Below are 19,574 nucleotides of genomic sequence, written 5' to 3'. Positions count from 1 at the left end.
TTTATATGGATGGCGTACAATAACTATCAAAGTTGATAGCCTAGAGATATTGATGGAACCTATTGAAAATAAATGTGAAATAAAAATGAATGGTAAAACCTATCCATGTCATATCAGTATGGCAATGGATTTGGTCGGTGGGAAATGGAAAAGTGTAATTCTTTACTATCTCAAAGATGGAGCAAAACGCTTTAATGAAATCAAACAACTGATGCCAACGATTACTGAAATGACACTCAGCCTGCAACTTAAGCAATTAGAACAAAGTGGATTGGTTTCTAGAACCGTGTATGGAGAAAAAGCACCAATCAAAGTAGTCTATGAAATGACCGACTTAGGACATTCTTTTAAGCCTGTTTTAGAATCATTGTCTATTTGGGCACATGGCATGCTTAATGAAGATTTAGATTAAAAAATAATAAAATGCTATTGCTGAATCGTACTTAAAAAAAATCTGATTGATGAATATAACGACTTGAATATTTTCGCCCCATCACTGCGCATGGGGCATTTTTTTGCCCACAAAATAGTCATAAATTTTGATCAATCGCAGTAAAAGCACGCTTAGAAATTGGCACATTTTCTGCATCTATAGGGGCGTAATACAAAAACTTAATTTGGTAATACTGATGCCTATTCTTCTATGTTTACAAATAGCGAATGGCCATCAGACCCTTACATAGGAGTGGTGCGATGAATCATGTAAAAACAGCAGACAAAAAAGTACATCCGCTCAAAACATTTTTTGTCGAATTATTCAGTGTACGCGCTGGTCTGTATATCAAACAAACACACTCAGTCCATAAACCAAAAGGATAGCACTGTGCCTAAACAAAAGTTGGCTCGGATCAGTATTACTGTACCTGAAACGACACTCAATGCCCTCGACCAAAAAATTGTTGATCAACACTATGAAAGCCGATCACAAGCAATTGTGGACATGATCAACAAACATTTGATTGCAGAGCAGGTTCAAGCGAATGAAGTGATGGTGGGGACATTAACCATTCTTTATGATGCAGGGCAGATGCCACTTAGAAATCAACTAATTGATTTACAACAACAGTTTTTAACCCAAGTGATCAGTTCACTACATATTCAACTTGATCAGCAAAAAATCTTGCAGGTGATGTTGATGCAAGGTGCAAGCTCAGAGCTCAAGCAAATTAGTCAGCAATTTATTGCACTCAAAGGCGTGATTAAAGGGCATTTAGAACTTATGGATGCAGTGATGCCTCCGATTCTACAAAATGATTAAATCAGGAGTATGGTCATGCAAGACTTATGGACGATCCAAGATTGGAAAAATGCGTATGCAAATCAGCAAATCGATATTGATGGTTTAATCGACTATGTTAAAACCATAAAAAATGATGATCATGCTTGGATTGAAATCGCATCTTCAGCACAAATACAGATGCAAATTGAGTATTTAAAAACTCAAAATTGCGATGATCTACCTCTCTATGGTGTGCCCTTTGCAGTCAAAGACAATATTGATGTTGCTGGTTTTCATACAACAGGTGCATGTAAAGAAGCTGAATATTTAGCAAATACAGATGCTTTCGTTATTGCTAAGCTTAAAAAAGCAGGCGCAGTCGTTGTTGGAAAAACTAATTTAGATCAATTTGCAACAGGTTTAGTAGGGGTACGTTCGCCGTATGGTGCAGTAAAAAATAGCTTTAATCCAGAATATATCAGTGGTGGTTCTAGTTCTGGGTCATCTGTGGCTGTAGCGAATGGAATTGTACCTTTTAGTCTAGGTACAGATACGGCAGGTTCAGGTCGAGTCCCAGCAGGTCATAACAATATAGTTGGATTGAAACCTACAAAGGGATGGTTTTCCACCACAGGTTTGATGCCTGCGTGTAGAACACTGGATGTGATTTCAATTTTTGCACTGACCAGTGATGATGCTTGGCTGGTTGCAACATTGATGCAAGCTAATGATAAAACAGATGCTTATTCGCGTAGTCATCCTGCCAATGTTGCAACACAATTTTCTAAAGGTAAAATTGCGATACCTACTCAACTTGAGTTTTATGGTGATATTGAATCTGAGAAAGCATTTAAAATTGCCGTAGAACGTGTTCAGGCACTTGGATATGAGGTTGAATCTATTGATTTTACGGATTTCAACCTTTTGGCGAGAGCACTTTATAATGATGCTTGGGTTGCAGAGCGAACGGTTGCTGTCGAAGCGCGAGTCTCTCGGCAACAAGCGCATCCAGTGATTGCTGAAATCATTGCGCAAGCAGATCAGTTTAAAGCTACAGATACATTTAAAGCTGAGTATCAACGGGCTGAATTAGCACAAAAAATTAATCTTCAGTTACAAGCCTATGATGCATTGATGGTACCGACTTCACCGACGATTTATCGGATCAGTGAAGTTGAAGCAGATCCACTCAATAAAAATTCACATATGGGGGCATATACCAACTTTGTAAATTTTGCTGATCTAGCTGCGATTGCCTTACCCAATATCATTCGTGCAGATGGTCTGCCAAGTGGCGTGACTTTTATTGCATCTGCTTGGTATGACCAAGCATTGGCAAAATTTGCCCAACAATGGCAAACACTCACAGAACTTCCTCTTGGCACATCATCATATCATTATCAAAAAAGCTTTGAAATTGAATCACAAAACTCGGTAAAGCTCGCTGTTGTCGGTGCGCATCTTTCAGGGATGCCTTTGAATTTTCAATTGACAACCCGGCAAGCGACATTGCTCGCAAAAACCCGAACGGCTAAAAGCTATAAGTTATTTGCTTTGAAAAATACTGTTCCACCGAAACCAGGATTGCAATTTGATGTTGATGGTACTGCGATTGAAGTTGAAGTTTGGGAGATTCCTTTAGCGAATTTTGGGGCAATCGTCGCAGAAGTTCCTGCACCACTAGGCATTGGCAATCTACAGCTTGAAGATGGAACATGGATTAAAGGCTTTATTTGTGAAGCTTATGCGATTCAAGAGGCTGTTGATATCAGTCATTTTGGTGGTTGGCGTGCCTACATCAAGTCACTCAGTCCATCAAATACTAAATTTAACTGTGAGAATGTTGGGGGAGTTTCGGTATGATTCATAAATCTTTTTTATCTATATCCATTTTGTCTGCGGTTTTAATATCGGGTTGTGACAACACAGCAAAAGTGCCAGAAGCCAAAGAAAATAAGCAAACCACAGCAAACGCACAACCGATTACTATTGGTTATAGTGATTGGCCGGGATTTGTTGCATGGCAAGTTGCGATTGAAAAGGGGTGGTTAAAAGAAGCGGGATTAAATGTTGATTTCAAATGGTTTGATTACTCCGCATCGCTTTCAGCTTTTTCAGCAAATCAATTGGATGCGGTATTTGTCACCAATGGAGATAATTTGGTGACTGCTTCAGGCGGTACGCAAGGCATGATGATTATGGCAACAGATTATTCTGCTGGAAATGATGTCATTATTGCCAAAGAGGGGATTAATCATATTCAGGATTTAAAAGGCAAATCGGTAGGTGTTGAAAAGGGATTGGTGGACCATTTACTGCTTGCAACAGCGATGTCAGATCAGAAAATTCCCATTAATGAAATCAAATTGGTGAATTCTGCGACCAATCAATTACCTCAAGTGTTTTCAAGTCCTGATATTTCAGCAATTGCAGTTTGGCAGCCTGTTGCCAGTCAAGCATTAAAAGCCGTTGCAGGATCAAAAATCATTTATACATCGCAAGATAAACCGGGTTTAATCTATGACACATTAACGGTCAATATGAGTCATTTAACTGCGCATAAAGAGGAATGGAAAAAAGTTCTGCAAGTGTGGGATAAAACGGTGAAATATATCAACGATCCGGCTACACATGCAGATGCAGTCAAAATTATGGCAAATCGTTCAGGTGTCGATCCGAAACAATACGAAACGATGGTGAATGGTACACATTTACTGGATATTTCAGCCAATAAAAAAGTCTTTAGCAAAGGTAATGGTTTTGATTCGATATATGGTTCGTCCTATCATGTGAATAAATTTAATGTACAGAATGGCATCTATAAAACTGAGCAAAATGTAGATGGTTTGATTTATCCAACCTTATTACAAGACTTACCATAAAGGGATTTGCGCTAATTGGATTGGTCTGGAGAGACATCTTTATGACCAATCGCGAATTAGCTAAAGACCCAATAGCCTAAGCAGTATCCTTCTGGAAACTTAAATAATTAGATAAGAAGCTTCACTGCTTCTTATTTTGTGAAAAGCTTTGATCAATTAGTGCAGACGATGCCTTAGTTTTCAGAGATGAAAAGATACCATCTCGAACATCGAGCTAATTTATTCAAAATAACTCGAACGCATATTATTTTCTTCCTCTACTCATATTGATCCGTATCATCGCCTGACTCAGTTGGGCTTTTAATTGTTTAGATCAAATCAAGCATAACAATATTTAAATCTGTTCATTCAGTATTATCTTTTTAAATACAGTCAATCTGTTGAAAAATTCATACAGTAGAATATCATTTCTGTTGATCAATAAAATTAAAGCGATCAATATATTGTTCGATGATATAAGCCTTGCACTACCACGCTTTAGCTCTAGAGTCCAAAGTGACTAAAAAGGAATTAAAAAAGAAGATTGAGGCAAATGAGTAAGCCTCAAAATTTCATCAGCATAAACTTTACTTAAGTGAGTTCTGTGCTGTTTGAGAAAAGATGAATAATTGAAATCCCAATAATCATCAGGGAAAGTCCAAGAATAGCAGCTAAATCCAAGTGCTGTTTATAATAAAAAAAGCCGACCAAAGACACCAAAATAATGCCAGCACCTGACCATAAGGCATAGGTAATACCGACTGGAATGGTTTTCATGGTCAGGGATAAGAAATAAATCGCCACAGCATAGCCACAGATGGTGATGATTGAAGGCAAGAGCTGACTAAATCCTTCTGAAGCTTTCATGGCAGAGGTCGCAATGACTTCTGCCACAATTGCAATAATTAAATAGATAAAAGACATGGTTAAAATATGCTTCCTAGACACTTATTTTTGCATGATGGAAAAGGTGGTTGTGTTCCTGATCAAACCAGGCAAGGCTGGCATTTGATGTTGCTGTCTCTGTGGAAAAACAAAAATCTTGCTCAAAAGTATCAATGGTGAAATATAACTGGCAACGTTGTCCTTGAATTAAGCGTTGCTGTACCAATGTGTTGTCATCCAACTGAGTAAAGTGATCAAGTTCCATGTGTGTGCCAACTTGCTCCGTCACAGTACTGAGATCAATCATTTGCTGTCCAAAACTCACCGATACTTCGTAATCTTGGATATCTTGAACAGTGAAATCTTGCTGAGCAAAGGCTTCGGTCAAGGATTTCTCCATTTCTAAACGTTGTTGGATCTCAGGACGGCGTGATCGTGCAAAGGCAATAAAATGATCACAAATAATTAAGCCACCATCCGCAGGGTAACTTGTATTTAAATCCATATTGTCAATTTTAAATAAACGTAAACCCAGAAAAAGCCCACGTTTGGCTTGCTGACGCCAATCTTCAACATAAGCATGGCTCGGGGAAAATTCTAAAATGGCATTGCCAATCGCATAAAGTTTTGCTGGTTCAGGCCATTGAACATGATTTTGATAATTACTGGTGATTTGCCAAGAAAGTAGTTGCTGTTGCTCATCCCACAGTGTATTGCCAACCCAGCCTTGTCGCTCCAAAACGGGTGTTGTGTTTTGGCTTTTTAAACGTAAATCGATGGTGAATGATTTAGACTGAAACCAATAGACCAAGGTAGTTTCGTCAGTGAGCCCATTGGCAAAGCTAATACTTTTACGGCGAAAAGCACCCAACAAATACTCAGGGAGTAGGCATGTTGAAGTAGCAGATACTTTGAGTTGAGTACAGAGTGTTATGAGATTCATTGTGACTCCTCGTTTTGGTTTAAACCAAAGGAGTAAAGTGGTCTGGCATTTTCAAGTTGAATTTCACCACGTGCGACTTTATCTTTGAGATATTGAAATGTTTGCGCTGTTTGATTAAATAAATGCTCCCCACCTTTTAATGGCGCATAGTGAGCAGATTCAGGATTGATCAATGGCTGAATGATGTAGTCATAATCACATGAGAAAAAGAATGGAAAAGAATAACGTTCCTCAGCCACTTTCTTCACCCGATGTTTGGTGGCTAAATAACGTCCATTGGATAAAATCTCCATCATATCGCCAATGTTCATAATCAAGGTATTTTCAAGCAATGGTACATCTATCCATTGTCCAGCTTTATTGAGCACTTGTAAGCCAGGTGCGGTCGGAAGAAGTAAGGTAAAACATTCATAATCCGTATGCGCACCTATACCTTCTTTATCCTGAATATCCGCAATATATGGATAATGTATCAAGCGAAGTTGACTGGGAGCTTTTGAAATATGCGCATCAAAATAATGCTCATCCAAGTCCAATGCTAAGGCAAAACTTTGAAAAATTTGCTGCCCAATTTTTTTAATGTGTTGATAATAATTGGAAACATGCAATTTAAAGCTAGGATCATCAGGCCACTGAGTTGGACCTACCAGTGGGCGTCGATCTTCCAAACTGAGGTAATCATAATTCACATCATAAGCTTCTTTGAGGTCGTAGGTATTTTCTACAAAACGTTCCTCTCCAATGGGCACATAGCCACTGTGATTTTCCGATAAGCCAATATAATTCTGCATCTTTAAGGCTGTATCTTGGGCAAAATACTGTTGCGCCGTTTGATGGAGTTTTTCAAATAATTCAGGCTTAAATTGTTCACCTTTTAGATAAAGAAAACCAACATCTTTACAGGCTTGGTCTAAAGCATGTGCGACTTTCAAGCGTTCATTACGATCAGCGCTACACAATAAAGAAATATCCAAAAGTGGTAAAACATAGCGATTTGTCATGAATATCACCAAAGTTGGTCGTCCAACAAAGAACTAAGCAATTTGGGTCGTCCCAAATGCGATAAGAAAGCGTTTATGGCTTATTTATCCGTACTGATTTGTGTCATACGTGGAATTTTCGGTAAATTTTGTAGTGCTGGATCAAGTTCATCTTCTTGAGCATGCACTAACTGATCAACGCGAGCTCTGAGTTGTTTGAATGCAGAGCTGTTGATTAAGTCTGTTGAACGTGGACGAGGTAAATCGACTTCAATGATCTCTTTGATTTCACCGGGGTTGGCTTTGAGTGCCACAATACGATCAGCCAACAATATGGCTTCATCCATATCATGGGTCACAAAAATAATCGTGATGTCTATGTTTTGCCATAAATCCATCAGATGTTTTTGCATCTTTTGGCGAGTATGCGGGTCTAATGCGCCAAAAGGTTCATCCATCAATAAAATTTTAGGTTCATTGACCAAAGCACGTGCAATAGCGACACGTTGTTTCATCCCACCTGATAACTGATGAGGATATTGATTTTCATATTTTTCTAAACCAATGATATTAATCCATTCACGTGCATGGGATTCAGCAGAGATTTGACTGATACCTTTCATTCGTGGACCAAACATGACATTTTCTTTGACTGTTTTCCAAGGAAATAGCGTATAGCCTTGGAACACCATACCCCGTTCAGGACTTGGACCTGTAATACGCTCGCCATCGACCAAGACCTCGCCACTGTGATAAGGATCTAAACCCGCAATCACACGACTTAAGGTGGATTTCCCGCAACCAGAAGGACCAATCACACAAACAAATTCTCGTTTATGAATTTTTAAATCAAGCTGTTTTAACACCACTCGTTCAGACTTGCCATGTTTAAATACTTGGCTGAGTTGTTTGGTCTCTAAAATGACAGGACGTGCATAGATCTTTTGAAAATATTCATGTGAGTTAAAAGTTGAATCATTCATTATTTTGCTCCTATTTTCCATGCAAACATACGCTCACCCAACCTCATCAACACCCAATCACAAACTAAGCCGATCACCCCAATAATTAAGATTGCGGCATACACATTGTCAAAGTTTTGATAGCGCGCTTGTTGGGTGATAAACCAAGTGATACCAGAGGTTGTTCCGATCAATTCAGAGACGATTAAATAGGTCCATGCCCAACCCAGTAGCACTCTTAAATCGCGGTAGATATCAGGAAATGCGGCGGGAATAACGACATAAAACAGACTTTTCAATTTATTGGTTCCTAGGGTATAACCCGCTTCAACCAATCCTTGATCAACCATGCGTGTGGTGTTGGCGATAATCAAAATTTGCTGAAAAAGTGTACTAATGACAATGATTGCAATTTTCGGTGCATCATTAATTCCTAAAATCGCTACAGCCAAGGCACCGAATGCAGGTGCAGGCAAATAGCGAAAGAATTCAACAAAAGGTTCAGTGAGTAGAGATATTTTTTGTGAGAAGCCACAAAGAATTCCCAGTGGGATACCAACAATTGAGGAAATCAGGAAAGCAGAGAAAACAATTTTAATACTGTGCCATAAGCTTTGATGAAACCAAGGCGTATCAGGTTGTTCGGGTGGTGTGGTAAAAGCAGTCACCAATGCTATAGCAACTTCATGTGGAGCTGGTAAGTAAATTGGATTGACCAAAACACCTTGTGGTGGTGCAGAATGGTGATCTACAGCATTTTGTGCCTCACTATAGAACACATTTTTATCGACACGGCTTCCGACTTGCAGATATGAAACACTTCCTGAATCGGTAATTTGCACTTGGGGATGCCAAATAAAAGGTAAATAACTAACAGCACACCAGAGACATATAGGGATCAGAAAAGAGGACAAGCTTAAGATCAGCTTGTTCTTTTGACCCATATCCTTTGCGACATAACCCATATTTGTCATCCTCATTCTTTGCTTGAGTATTACGATTATTAAAAAACGTAATATTGATTAAGCAAAATGAGTGCCATAAGGCAAAAGACAAGAGATTGCAGTAAATAAAAAAGTAAGTGATGTGTTCAAACAGTTGAGAGGTTTGAAACATGATGCTTTTAAAAAGCATTTAAAATAAAAAGATAATCGAAAAGTGTTGAATGAAATTATTGAGAATGAAATATAGTCAAAATGTCTGATTATTCATACAAGTAATTTGGATGATTCATTTATTTTGTACTTTTGAATCATAAACAGTCTTGCTATCACGAGGCGACATGGATGTCGCTATGTTGAGCGGGGGTATTAGGATGTACCCCTCGCTCAACGGAAGATTTTTGTTACTTTTCATCTCTGAAAAGTAAAGTATCGCCTACGCAAAACAATTTAAACTCTAGAGCTAAAGCGTGGCAGTGCAAGGCTTATATCATCAAACAATATATTGATCGCTTTAATTTTATTGATCAACAGAAATGATATTCTACTGTATGAATTTTTCAACAGTTTGACTATAGATAGAGTATTTAAGAATAAAGAGGACAAGCGTTGTGCGCTTTGAGGGTGATGTTCATGAATTGAATTCACACTTGTTGTTAAAATTGAACCATAAAGAAGCCGTTCTATTCAATTGAATACAACGGCATTTTGATTGCACAAAATATCGATCATGATTCACTAAAGTTGAACATCAAAGCATATTCAATTTCGGTGGATAAAATTTAATTTAAAATGGAAGCGGTTCTAATCCTTTGACGATATCGTTAAATTCAGAACCGTTCAGCCAAAATGATTTCTTTAAAAATAGTGTGGTCATGATACTTTCAGCATCATCACTGTTGGTGTTTTCACAGAATAAACCATATTGACTGCCAAGCACATTATTGTCTTCAATTAAACGAATATAGTACGCATGTTGTTCATCAGCATAACCAAGAATTGCATCACGTTGAGTAGCCATTTTTATGTCTCCACATAGAAAATCAATCAAATAAGTGCATAACGATGACCAGAGAACTTGTTCAAAGAAATCAATAAAATAACATTGAGCTTATATTGTAAATTATTGATTTATGATAAGTATATTGATTGTCTTTGACATCCTTGTTCAAAGAAATGTATCAAAACTGATCGATAGGGTTATTGTTATTCAAAAAAAACTTGCCGTCAACTTGAATTTGTAACTTTTTCAAGGTATATTGATTTTACTGGTTTTTATGTAGCATACAGGATAAAAAATGACTAAAAAAGTAGAATTTGAACATGGAGGTGCGAGAGCCAATGCTGGGCGTAAAGCACAATTCAGTGAGCCTACCAAAGTAATCCGTGTGCCTGAATCCCAAGTTGATTTTATCAAAAATTGGTTACTGAAAAATTTCAGCAATGCACAGCTAAGTGATTTTAGCTCGACTATGCATATCCAAACAGTTCAAGCAAAAAATGATAAGATTTATCAAATTCCTTTAGCGACCGAACGAGTTGCAGCAGGTGTGCCGTTTTCTGTTCAGGACACGATTGAACAATCTTTGGATATGAATGAATATCTGATTCGAAATGAAAGTTCGACTTTTATTGTTAAAGCCAATTCTCTTTCAATGTTGGATGTGGGGATAGATATTGAAGATCCGTTGATCGTCGATCGCAGTATCACGGCAAAGTCTGGTGATATTGTGATTGCGCGTATTGACAATGATTTTACCGTGAAGCGCTTAATGATTGATAAGCATTTTGATCCACCTAAAGTTTGGTTAAAAGCAGAAAACCCTGAATTTAAGAATATTTATATTGAAGAAGGGCAAGAGTTTGAAATTTGGGGTGTCGTCACCTATAACTTAAAGCGTATGCGTTGATTAGCTTCTTTTTAATTGTCTCTAATTACTCAAGCTAGCAACATTCGTGTTGCTTTTTTTGATCGAATTTTAAGTAAAGTGAATGCATTACATGAAAAAATGAGTTGATATATTCACTACATTAAAAACCTGCCTTTAGCTGAGTTAGCTGTTTATAAACATGCTCGCTTCAAGCAAGCATGCTCAAAATTCATAAATACCAAAATTTAAAAAATATTAATTCGGCATATTTCTTGCTGTTGTTCGCTTAATTAATTTATCGAATGGTAAAAAATGAAAGAGAAGATTTTTCCTTGTAGCAACGGACAAGATGCCGAATTCGTCATTTTGTCTTCAGGTTTAGGTGGACATGCAACATTCTGGCAACCGCAGATTGAGCCGCTAACGCAATATTTTCATGTCTTGGTTTATGATCAAGAAGGCTGTCATGCAGATTCAGCCCATTTGCCTCAATACTATTCCATTCAAAATATGGCTGAACAAGCCCTCGCAATTTTGCAAAAGTATAAAATCGATAAATGTCACTTTATTGGGCATGCCTTAGGTGCAGTGATTGGAGCTGAACTGGCTGTGCTGGTACAAAATACTTCGATTTCTTTATTGAGTTTAACCATGATCAATGCTTGGGACACTTTGGATCCCCACACACAAAAATGTTTTCAAACTCGAATCGCTTTATTAAAAGATTCTGGGGCAGAAGCTTATGTGCGTGCACAGGCTTTATTTCTTTATCCCCCTGCTTTTATTTCAAAAAATCACCAAGAAATACAACAGATAGAGAATATAGGACTACAAGACTTTCCTCCATCGCACAATGTAATGGCACGATTGAAAGCACTGATGAAATTTGAAATTTTACCCATTCATCGAAAGGCTTTATTGAATACAGACTTGTATTACATTGCCAATAAAGATGATTTTCTAGTGCCTTATCAAAAAAGTCACGATCTTCAAGCAGCATTAGGGCATGGGGACTTAACCGTATTGGACTATGGTGCACATGCTTCAACAATCACTGACAGTAAAACACTCAATCATTTGTTGATTAAAAACTTAAAAGGATAAGCGCGATGAGTAAGCAAGAAAATATAGATTTAGATCAATTGTTTCATCAAGCCAGAACACATAATGGCTGGTTAGATCAGCAAATCTCAACTGAACAAATTCACAAAATCTATGACTTGGTTAAAATGGGACCGACATCAGCCAATTGTTGTCCTGCACGATTTGTATTTTTAACGACGGCTGAGTCAAAAGCCCAGCTTAAACCTGCGTTGTCTACAGGAAATATTGAGAAAACCATGTCGGCGCCTTTAACCGTATTAGTCGCCACAGATCAAAAGTTTTATGATCAATTTGGTAAATTATTTCCGCATGCCGATGCGAAGTCTTGGTTTACGTCAAGCCCTGAACTGACACAAGAAACAGCGTTTCGTAACAGTTCAATGCAGGCTGCTTATTTGATTTTAGCTTGTCGGAGTTTAGGGTTAGATACGGGACCAATGTCTGGCTTTAATCCTCAAAAAGTAAATGATATTTTCTTCAAGAATACGGATTATCAAATTAATATGATCATTAATATTGGATATGGAGATCATACAAAAATATATTCAAGACTACCTAGGTTGGATTTTTTGGAAGCATGTAAAATATTATAAATAATATTTAAATAAGAAAGAATTAAATTAAACCGTATCTATTTTTGATGCGTTTTTTTATTTAATGTAAGCATTTAATCGAGAAGTTTTAGAAATGATCTAATTCGGCGCATTTTGCACCATTTTAGTTTATACGTGTTTTCATAATATAAAACTATTTTTTACCAAAAGGTAAAATAAAAATTGAATATTAAAAATTAAATATAATAAACAATAATATAAATTTAGTGGCACGCCCTATGCATTATTAAAAATATCAAAGCGTCTAAATTTGAGTTTATGGCGAAGTTTTTTTTCTTAGAATATTTTTTATGCAGTGAGGTTTAAAGATGAAAATAGGTGTATTTTGTCCGATTGGAAACAATGGCTGGTTGCTGTCAGAAAATGCTCCGCAATATAAACCAACATTTGAGTTGAATAAAAAGATTGTACAACGCGCTGAATATTATGGTTTTGATTTTGCGCTTTCTATGATTAAACTCCGCGGTTTTGGCGGTAAAACTGAATTTTGGGATTATAACTTAGAAACTTTTACATTAATGGCAGGTCTTGCGGCTGTGACCAGTAAAATTAAAATTTTTGCGACGGCAGCAACGTTGGTGATGCCTCCAGCAATTGTGGCACGAATGGCTTCAACCATTGACTCAATTTCGAATGGAAGATTCGGTTTAAACGTTGTTACGGGATGGCAACCACCTGAATATACACAAATGGGCATGTGGCCTGGAAATGATTATTTTGCCAAGCGTTATGATTATTTGTCGGAATATGTCGAAATTTTACGTGAGTTATGGGCAACAGGAAAATCAGATTTTAAAGGTGAGTTTTTCCAAATGGATGATTGCCAAGTCAAGCCAACACCGCAAGCGGACATGAAAATTATCTGTGCAGGGCAGTCTGAGACAGGTCTGGCGTTCTCTGCACAATATGCAGACTATAACTTTGTTTTCGGAAAAGGGCTAAATACACCAACTGCCTATGCTGAAATCAATGATCGCTTAAAAGTACATACAGATCGAACAGGGCGTGAGGTTCAAACTTATGTGCTGTTTATGGTGATAGCAGCTGAAACAGATCAAGAAGCAATGGATAAATGGAAAAATTACAACGCAGGTGCAGATGTAGAAGCAATTAACTGGCTGATGAATCAAGGGAGTAAAGATCAAACATCTGGTACAGATACCAATATTCGTCAAATGGCGTCTAGCGTATCGCCTGTCAATATCAATATGGGTACGATCGTAGGGGCGTATGACAATGTTGCCAAGATGCTGGATGAAATTGCTGAAATAGATGGGACGGAAGGGATTTTATTAACTTTTGATGATTTTGTACAAGGTGTGGAGGATTTTGGTCAGCGTATTCAACCCTTGATGAAAAGTCGTGAAGCTGTTGTTGCAAGTTATCAAGAACCTAGCCAAACCATTTTGGAGAAAAGTGCATGAATATGATGGAAAACAAACAAGCTCTATCGAACATTGTTTGTGCTGATTTTACCTCTCAAGCAGGTACGGGAAAACTTTTAAAGGCTGAACCTGAATCTATTCAACTGGCACCTGAGCATACAGCACTTATTGTGATTGATATGCAAAATGCTTATACCTCGCTCGGTGGTTATTTAGATCTGGCTGGCTTTGATGTTTCAAAAACTCAACCTGTCGTTGCAAATATAAAAAAAGCGGTTAATGCTGCACATACTGCGGGTATCCAAGTGATCTATTTTCAAAATGGTTGGGATGATCAATATCAAGAGGCAGGTGGTTTAGGTTCACCGAATTTTCATAAATCCAATGCATTAAAAACCATGCGTAAAAAACCAGAGTTGGCAGGCAAATTATTGGCAAAAGGTGGCTGGGATTTTGCATTAATCGATGAGTTAAAACCTAAAGCTCAAGATATTGTTATTGAAAAACCTCGTTATAGCGGCTTCTTTAATACTGCTTTAGATAGCATGTTACGTGCTCGTGGTATACGGAATCTGGTTTTTGTCGGCATCGCCACCAACGTTTGTGTTGAGTCAACATTGAGGGATGGTTTCTTTTTGGAATATTTTGGCATCGCGCTAGAAGATGCTTGTTATCAGGCAGGTCCAGAAGAAGCTCAAGTCGCAGCTTTATATAACATTAAAACTTTTTTTGGATGGGTGTCAAATACCGCTGCATTTGTAGAAACTTTTCAATCACCTCAAGAAACTACAGTGGTTTTAAGTCAATCTGCCTAAGTATTTTTTAATGATTTATCCATTTTTGCCACCTGTTAATGATTCAGTTTATGGCGGAGATGGACTTTGTAAAATAAGGAATTTTAAATGTCTAAACAAGTTGTAATCCCAGCAGGAACTTCTAAACCACTCGCCCCTTATGTTCCTGCAACTAAAGCAGACAATATCGTTTATGTTTCAGGCACTTTGGCATTTGATGAAAATAATGATGTGGTTTATGTCGGCGATGCTGCGGGACAAACTCGGCATATTCTAGAAACCATCAAAAGAGTGATAGAAACAGCGGGTGGAACGATGGATGACGTCACGTTTAATTCAATCTTTGTCAGAGATTGGGCAGATTATGCTGCGGTGAATACAGTTTATGCTGAATATTTTCCTAATGATAAACCCGCACGCTACTGTGTTCAGGTGGGGTTAGTCAAACCCGATGCTCTCGTTGAAATTGCATCTGTTGCACATGTGGGATAAGCCTTCGTTCAATTTTATTAATCACCTGAATTTAATTTTTCAACGATATTTTTAACCCCTTTGAGCATTTGCGCATCGGGGTGGGAGAGCCATGATGCAAATGATCAAACCAACCAACACAGTCGCAGGTGAAATAATTGAATTCACTCAAGCCAATGAAGCCAACGTTCATTTAGAAGTCGATCAAACCTTATTCAGACAGGGGATGTCTAATTTAGGTGCGGCAGTCAATGTAATCACCACTAAAGGCAAGGCAGGGCAAGCAGGTTTTACAGCTTCCGCAGTATGTAGTGTGACTGATACACCACCCACTTTATTGGTTTGTTTAAATCGATCTTCTTCTGTTTACAGCACATTTTCAGAAAATAAAGTTTTATGTGTCAACACATTAGGGTCAAATCAGGCAGATTTATCTAATTTATTTGGGGGAAAAACACCCATGCAAGAAAGATTTGCACAAGCCAACTGGAGTGAGCTGATCACTGGATCACCCGTGTTGGAGAGTGCATTGATTTCGTTTGATTGTGAAGTTGTTTCGAGTCAATCCGTAGGAAGCCATGATGTGCTGTTTTGCCAAGTCAAAGCGATAAGACACAATCCAGACTTAAATGCGCTTCTCTATTTTAAACGTAACTATTGTGAACCTCAAAACGTATGTTGATTTTTAAATATGGGGAATTAAAAAATGGCGACAAAAGAACCGTGGTTTGCTTCATTTAAACCTTATACAGGAAATTTAGACCAAACACCTGTACAGATTGATGAGTATTTACCAGCAGGAAAAAGCATCGTTCTGGGCTTACAACATGCTTTTGCAATGTTTGGTGCAACTGTTTTAGCACCTTTATTGATGGGTTTTGATCCGAACTTAACCATATTCATTACAGGGATTGGCACAATTTTATTTTTCCTCATGACTGGTGGAAGAATGCCGAGTTATCTCGGGTCGAGTTTTGCATTTATTGGTGCTGTAGCAGCAGCAACAGGTTACGCAGGTGTTGGAACAAATCCCAATATCGCAGTGGCTTTGGGAGGAACTATTGTCTGTGGTTTAGTTTATGCTGCCATCGGTTTAATCGTGATGAAAACAGGAACAGGTTGGATAGAAAAACTGATGCCTCCGATCGTTACTGGGGCAATTGTCATGATCATTGGATTAAATCTTGCACCTGTCACTATTAAAAGCGTTTCAGCCAATTCTTTTGATACTTGGATAGCAATTCTTACAATCGTGTGTATTAGTGTCATTGCTGTATTTACCCGAGGGATGATGCGTCGACTTTTACTCTTGCTGGGGTTGGTCTGTGCTTATGTCTTGTATTTTATTCTTGCCAATGTCATGGGACTAGGCAAAGCGATTGATTTTGCCGTGATCAATAATGCCGCTTGGTTTGGATTACCACATTTTGTTGCACCGACATTTAATGCCAATGCGATGCTTTTGATAGCACCTGTTGCCATCATTCTTGTTGCGGAAAACTTAGGGCATTTTAAAGCGGTCTCTGCCATGACTGGGCGAAATTTATCGCCTTATATGGGGCGCGCATTTTTTGCTGATGGTGTTTGTACAACTTTATCAGCAACAGTCGGTGGCACAGGAATGACCACTTATGCTGAAAATATTGGCGTGATGGCGGTGACCAAGATTTACTCGACGACCGTATTTGTGATTGCTGGTATTTTTGCCATCTTATTGGGGTTATCACCTAAATTTGGTGCGGTCATCAGTACCATTCCAGTCGCTTTACTTGGCGGAGCCTCTATTGTGGTGTTTGGTTTAATCACTGTGGCAGGCGCAAAAATTTGGATAGATAACAAAATTGATTTTACTAAAAATAGTACCCTTATCATTGCTGCTGTCAGTCTGATCATGGGGGCGGGGAATTTTAGCGTGCATATTGGCTCGTTTGATTTAGGCGGTGTCGGTACAGCCACTTTGACTGCAATTATTCTAAATTTATTCCTCAACCGCGGCGAAAAGCCCTCTGGTGCAGTGCAGACGGAGTCTGATGAAAGTATCAAGTCATTTACGCATAGTGCTTAAAACGGAGATGAATGTGATGAGTAATAATACAAAAGACAGTGAGTTGCCCCATGTCGCATTCATTGGGCTTGGGGCAATGGGATGGCATATGGCTTCCCATCTGCCTAAGGTATGTAAAACAGTAAAAGTCTGGAATCGAAATTTTGAAAAAGCCCAACAACATGCGCAAAGCTTTGGAACAATTGCTGTAAATTTACAAGAAGCAGTACAGGCAGACATCATTTTTTCTTGTTTACCCACCAGCGCAGATGTTGAAAACTTGATTGCAAGGGTCCGCTTAAAAGCTGGAAGTATTTGGGTGGATTGTACCAGTGGTATTCCCAGTTCAGCGTGTCAATTGGCAGAAAAGCTAAAAAAGTTAAATATTGATTATTTGGATGCACCTGTTTCAGGACAAACCATCGGAGCAGAAAATGGCACTCTGACCGTGATGTTGGCAGGTCATTATGATGCCTGTCTACGTGCAAAGCCATTTATTCAAGCCTTTGCTGATCTCATTGAATATGTGGGCGAAAGTGGTTCTGGTTTTGCAGTAAAAGCTGTTAACAATAGTTTAATGGCTGTGAATCTTTGGGCAGCCGCCGAAGGGCTAAGTATTTTAAAAGCCCAACAAGTGGATTTAGCAGCGGCGCTTAACTGTATCAATCATTCCAGTGGGCGAAGTGGTATGTCTGAAACCATCGTTGCACAGAGAATCTTGAATGGTGCATTTGATCGAAGCTTTGCTTTAAACCTGCTTCAAAAAGATATGGGGATCGCTATAGATTTAATGCGTCATAGCCAGCTCGAACTTCAAGTATTGCAAACAACCCATGCTTGTTATGATCTGATTAAAACAACAGATGCAGCATCCATGGACTTTTCAGCAGCAATACAACGTTTGGAGCAAGACACAGGCTACAAATTACGGTTTTAATGAGTTGGTTTTAAATATTTGAAATTTAGATAATATTTAATTTATCTTATTGCTATTCTAGCAATAGAAACATCTCAAAAATGTTGTTCTTTATATTGAATGCCCTGTGCGACAATTTTTGTCGCATAGGGCATTTTTATATCTAGTAATAGTTTTCCCAATTTATATAATAGAACCTGTAAGCACGATGAGATTTAAAATATGAACGATTTAATTAAAGTACGCGAAGTTTTAAAGAATATTCAAAATCAACATAATAAAAATCGAGCCATTTCTTTGGTGGGAATGGTTGATTTAAATGAACTTGATATTACATGGTTGATTGAAGAAAATTATATTGAGATTGATGATGCTATTTCATATTTAGATAATAAAAACATTGTTTTTATTAAGGATTTAACTTTTAAAGGTAAAAAATTACTCTACCAACTTAGTGTCTAGTTAAGTTTTATAAAAACAATAAGACATGAATAAGATAAAACAATAATCGTTTTTTATTTTTTTTTTGAAAAAAATAATAATAAGAATACGGCTGAATAACAATAAGTGAAAAAGAAAAATAAATAACAATAAAATATGATAATTGATAATTTTAAATCCAAATCAATAGGTCAATATTGGTTTGGATTTTTTACGTTTAAAATAAGCAATATTATGCATGGGCGCGTCATTCACGAATTAAAACTTGTATCGTGGTGGAACACTGGTTAAAAATGAATAACGATCAATCGATACTAAAAAGGATTTTAGGATGAAACGACCAAAGTATATGCAAAAATCAGAATGGGAAGCACGTTGCCAGTTGGCAGCACTGTATCGTTTAATTGCATATTTTAAAATGACAGATTTGATTGATACACATATCAGTTTACGCGTTCCCGATGAATCTGATCATTTTCTGATTAATCGTTATGGCGTGACTTTTGATCAAATGACTGCTTCTGATTTGGTCAAAATTGACCATCAAGGCAATATCGTGGCGAAAGGTGATCAAGGTAAGATGGTCAATGTTGCTGGATTTGTGATTCATTCTGCCTTACACCATGCCAATGATCAGATTAACTGTGTGATTCATACCCATACAGCAGATGGTATTGCCGTTTCTGCACAAGAAAAAGGGTTATTGCCTTTGTCTCAACATGCACTGAAGTTTTATAACAATATTGCCTATCATGAGTATGAAGGGATTGCTTTTTCAACCGAAGAACGTGAGCGTTTAGTTAAAGACCTTGGTGAGCATCGTTGTATGATCTTGCGCAATCATGGTTTATTGGCAACGGGGAATAGCATAGCTCGAGCATTTCATGAAATTTATTTTCTTGAACGTGCCTGTCAGATTCAGATTAAAGCCATGAGCAGTTCAAAGTTACATTATCCGAGTAAAGAGGTTTCAGAATATACTGTGAAGCAATTTGAAAGTGACGCTGCTGAACCGATTATCTGTGCAGCTTGGAATGCTGCATTATCATTGATCAAAGATCAGAAAAAGGATTATTGTCGTTGAGTGGGGGAGTACTCGCCCTATCTTGAGCTGAATAGGCAGTTTTGAAATAGTATAAAAAA

General features: G+C 37.8%; 22 protein-coding genes. 16 read left to right on the top strand and 6 right to left on the bottom strand.

What is annotated here, in order from left to right; translation table 11 throughout:
• Window positions 1-52: 52 nt before the first annotated feature.
• The 5 genes from AAV97_RS19585 to AAV97_RS19570 all read left to right on the top strand — a co-directional run bounded on the left by AAV97_RS19585 (window position 53) and on the right by AAV97_RS19570 (window position 4,101).
• Window positions 53-412 (top strand): winged helix-turn-helix transcriptional regulator, encoded by a 360-nt coding sequence (locus AAV97_RS19585; protein ID WP_009587107.1) that lies wholly within the window; start codon window positions 53-55, stop codon window positions 410-412.
• A 281-nt stretch (window positions 413-693) separates the two neighbouring features.
• Window positions 694-819 carry a hypothetical protein gene (locus AAV97_RS21570; RefSeq protein ID WP_004828958.1) on the top strand — a complete coding sequence of 42 codons (126 nt, stop codon included), beginning with the start codon at window positions 694-696 and terminating at the stop codon, window positions 817-819.
• A 4-nt stretch (window positions 820-823) separates the two neighbouring features.
• Window positions 824-1,258 carry a CopG family ribbon-helix-helix protein gene (locus AAV97_RS19580; protein ID WP_042085901.1) on the top strand — a complete coding sequence of 145 codons (435 nt, stop codon included), beginning with the start codon at window positions 824-826 and terminating at the stop codon, window positions 1,256-1,258.
• A 9-nt stretch (window positions 1,259-1,267) separates the two neighbouring features.
• Window positions 1,268-3,082 carry an allophanate hydrolase gene (atzF, locus tag AAV97_RS19575; RefSeq protein ID WP_171249399.1) on the top strand — a complete coding sequence of 605 codons (1,815 nt, stop codon included), beginning with the start codon at window positions 1,268-1,270 and terminating at the stop codon, window positions 3,080-3,082.
• On the top strand, window positions 3,079-4,101 hold the full coding sequence (locus tag AAV97_RS19570) for an ABC transporter substrate-binding protein (RefSeq protein ID WP_046761485.1): 1,023 nt from the start codon (window positions 3,079-3,081) through the stop codon (window positions 4,099-4,101). Before atzF ends, AAV97_RS19570 begins: the two co-directional genes overlap by 4 nt.
• Before the next feature lie 570 nt (window positions 4,102-4,671).
• Here AAV97_RS19570 and AAV97_RS19565 read toward each other — a convergent pair.
• The 6 genes from AAV97_RS19565 to AAV97_RS19540 all read right to left on the bottom strand — a co-directional run bounded on the left by AAV97_RS19565 (window position 4,672) and on the right by AAV97_RS19540 (window position 9,812).
• Window positions 4,672-5,004: a DMT family transporter gene (locus AAV97_RS19565; RefSeq protein ID WP_009587047.1), complete on the bottom strand. Its 333-nt coding sequence runs from the start codon at window positions 5,002-5,004 to the stop codon at window positions 4,672-4,674.
• Window positions 5,005-5,020: 16 nt separating this feature from the next.
• Complete coding sequence (locus AAV97_RS19560) at window positions 5,021-5,908, bottom strand: hypothetical protein (RefSeq protein ID WP_009587094.1); 888 nt, start codon at window positions 5,906-5,908, stop codon at window positions 5,021-5,023.
• Window positions 5,905-6,909 (bottom strand): isopenicillin N synthase family dioxygenase, encoded by a 1,005-nt coding sequence (locus tag AAV97_RS19555; protein WP_009587102.1) that lies wholly within the window; start codon window positions 6,907-6,909, stop codon window positions 5,905-5,907. The genes AAV97_RS19560 and AAV97_RS19555 overlap by 4 nt, the downstream gene beginning before the upstream one ends.
• An 80-nt stretch (window positions 6,910-6,989) precedes the next feature.
• Window positions 6,990-7,871 carry an ABC transporter ATP-binding protein gene (locus tag AAV97_RS19550; protein ID WP_009587090.1) on the bottom strand — a complete coding sequence of 294 codons (882 nt, stop codon included), beginning with the start codon at window positions 7,869-7,871 and terminating at the stop codon, window positions 6,990-6,992.
• Complete coding sequence (locus AAV97_RS19545; RefSeq protein ID WP_046761484.1) at window positions 7,871-8,815, bottom strand: ABC transporter permease; 945 nt, start codon at window positions 8,813-8,815, stop codon at window positions 7,871-7,873. Before AAV97_RS19545 ends, AAV97_RS19550 begins: the two co-directional genes overlap by 1 nt.
• Before the next feature lie 763 nt (window positions 8,816-9,578).
• Window positions 9,579-9,812, bottom strand: a complete 234-nt coding sequence (locus AAV97_RS19540) for a hypothetical protein (protein ID WP_004828949.1) — start codon at window positions 9,810-9,812, stop codon at window positions 9,579-9,581.
• Window positions 9,813-10,089: 277 nt separating this feature from the next.
• On the opposite strand from AAV97_RS19540, the gene AAV97_RS19535 reads away from it, so the two are divergent.
• From AAV97_RS19535 to AAV97_RS19485, 11 genes are all read left to right on the top strand, one after another.
• Window positions 10,090-10,701 (top strand): LexA family protein, encoded by a 612-nt coding sequence (locus AAV97_RS19535; RefSeq protein ID WP_042085885.1) that lies wholly within the window; start codon window positions 10,090-10,092, stop codon window positions 10,699-10,701.
• A gap of 273 nt (window positions 10,702-10,974) precedes the next feature.
• A complete protein-coding gene (gene rutD, locus AAV97_RS19530) occupies window positions 10,975-11,766 on the top strand; it encodes a pyrimidine utilization protein D (RefSeq protein ID WP_046761483.1) in 792 nt (263 codons plus the stop codon).
• A 5-nt stretch (window positions 11,767-11,771) separates the two neighbouring features.
• Window positions 11,772-12,359 carry a malonic semialdehyde reductase gene (locus AAV97_RS19525; RefSeq protein ID WP_004828946.1) on the top strand — a complete coding sequence of 196 codons (588 nt, stop codon included), beginning with the start codon at window positions 11,772-11,774 and terminating at the stop codon, window positions 12,357-12,359.
• Window positions 12,360-12,688: 329 nt separating this feature from the next.
• Entirely contained in the window at window positions 12,689-13,804 is a 1,116-nt protein-coding gene (rutA, locus tag AAV97_RS19520) for a pyrimidine utilization protein A (protein WP_046761482.1), read from the top strand.
• Window positions 13,805-13,809: 5 nt separating this feature from the next.
• Complete coding sequence (rutB, locus tag AAV97_RS19515) at window positions 13,810-14,580, top strand: pyrimidine utilization protein B (RefSeq protein WP_396349566.1); 771 nt, start codon at window positions 13,810-13,812, stop codon at window positions 14,578-14,580.
• A gap of 87 nt (window positions 14,581-14,667) precedes the next feature.
• Window positions 14,668-15,051 (top strand): pyrimidine utilization protein C, encoded by a 384-nt coding sequence (rutC, locus tag AAV97_RS19510; protein ID WP_005032464.1) that lies wholly within the window; start codon window positions 14,668-14,670, stop codon window positions 15,049-15,051.
• 94 nt (window positions 15,052-15,145) lie between these two features.
• Window positions 15,146-15,712 carry an NADH-dependent FMN reductase RutF gene (gene rutF, locus AAV97_RS19505; protein ID WP_046761480.1) on the top strand — a complete coding sequence of 189 codons (567 nt, stop codon included), beginning with the start codon at window positions 15,146-15,148 and terminating at the stop codon, window positions 15,710-15,712.
• Between the two features lie 24 nt (window positions 15,713-15,736).
• Window positions 15,737-17,095 carry a pyrimidine utilization transport protein G gene (gene rutG / locus AAV97_RS19500; RefSeq protein WP_046761479.1) on the top strand — a complete coding sequence of 453 codons (1,359 nt, stop codon included), beginning with the start codon at window positions 15,737-15,739 and terminating at the stop codon, window positions 17,093-17,095.
• A gap of 16 nt (window positions 17,096-17,111) precedes the next feature.
• Entirely contained in the window at window positions 17,112-18,011 is a 900-nt protein-coding gene (locus AAV97_RS19495) for an NAD(P)-dependent oxidoreductase (RefSeq protein WP_081409781.1), read from the top strand.
• 201 nt (window positions 18,012-18,212) lie between these two features.
• Window positions 18,213-18,452, top strand: coding sequence for a hypothetical protein (locus tag AAV97_RS19490; RefSeq protein ID WP_005032456.1), 240 nt, complete (start codon window positions 18,213-18,215; stop codon window positions 18,450-18,452).
• Window positions 18,453-18,762: 310 nt separating this feature from the next.
• Window positions 18,763-19,515, top strand: coding sequence for a class II aldolase/adducin family protein (locus tag AAV97_RS19485; protein ID WP_004828925.1), 753 nt, complete (start codon window positions 18,763-18,765; stop codon window positions 19,513-19,515).
• Window positions 19,516-19,574: the final 59 nt, after the last annotated feature.

Origin of the sequence: Acinetobacter sp. Ag2 (genome assembly GCF_001005515.1) — a bacterium.
Classification (GTDB): domain Bacteria; phylum Pseudomonadota; class Gammaproteobacteria; order Pseudomonadales; family Moraxellaceae; genus Acinetobacter; species Acinetobacter bereziniae.
Note: the sequence above shows the minus strand (reverse complement) of the source record. Positions and strands in the feature narration are given on the sequence as shown.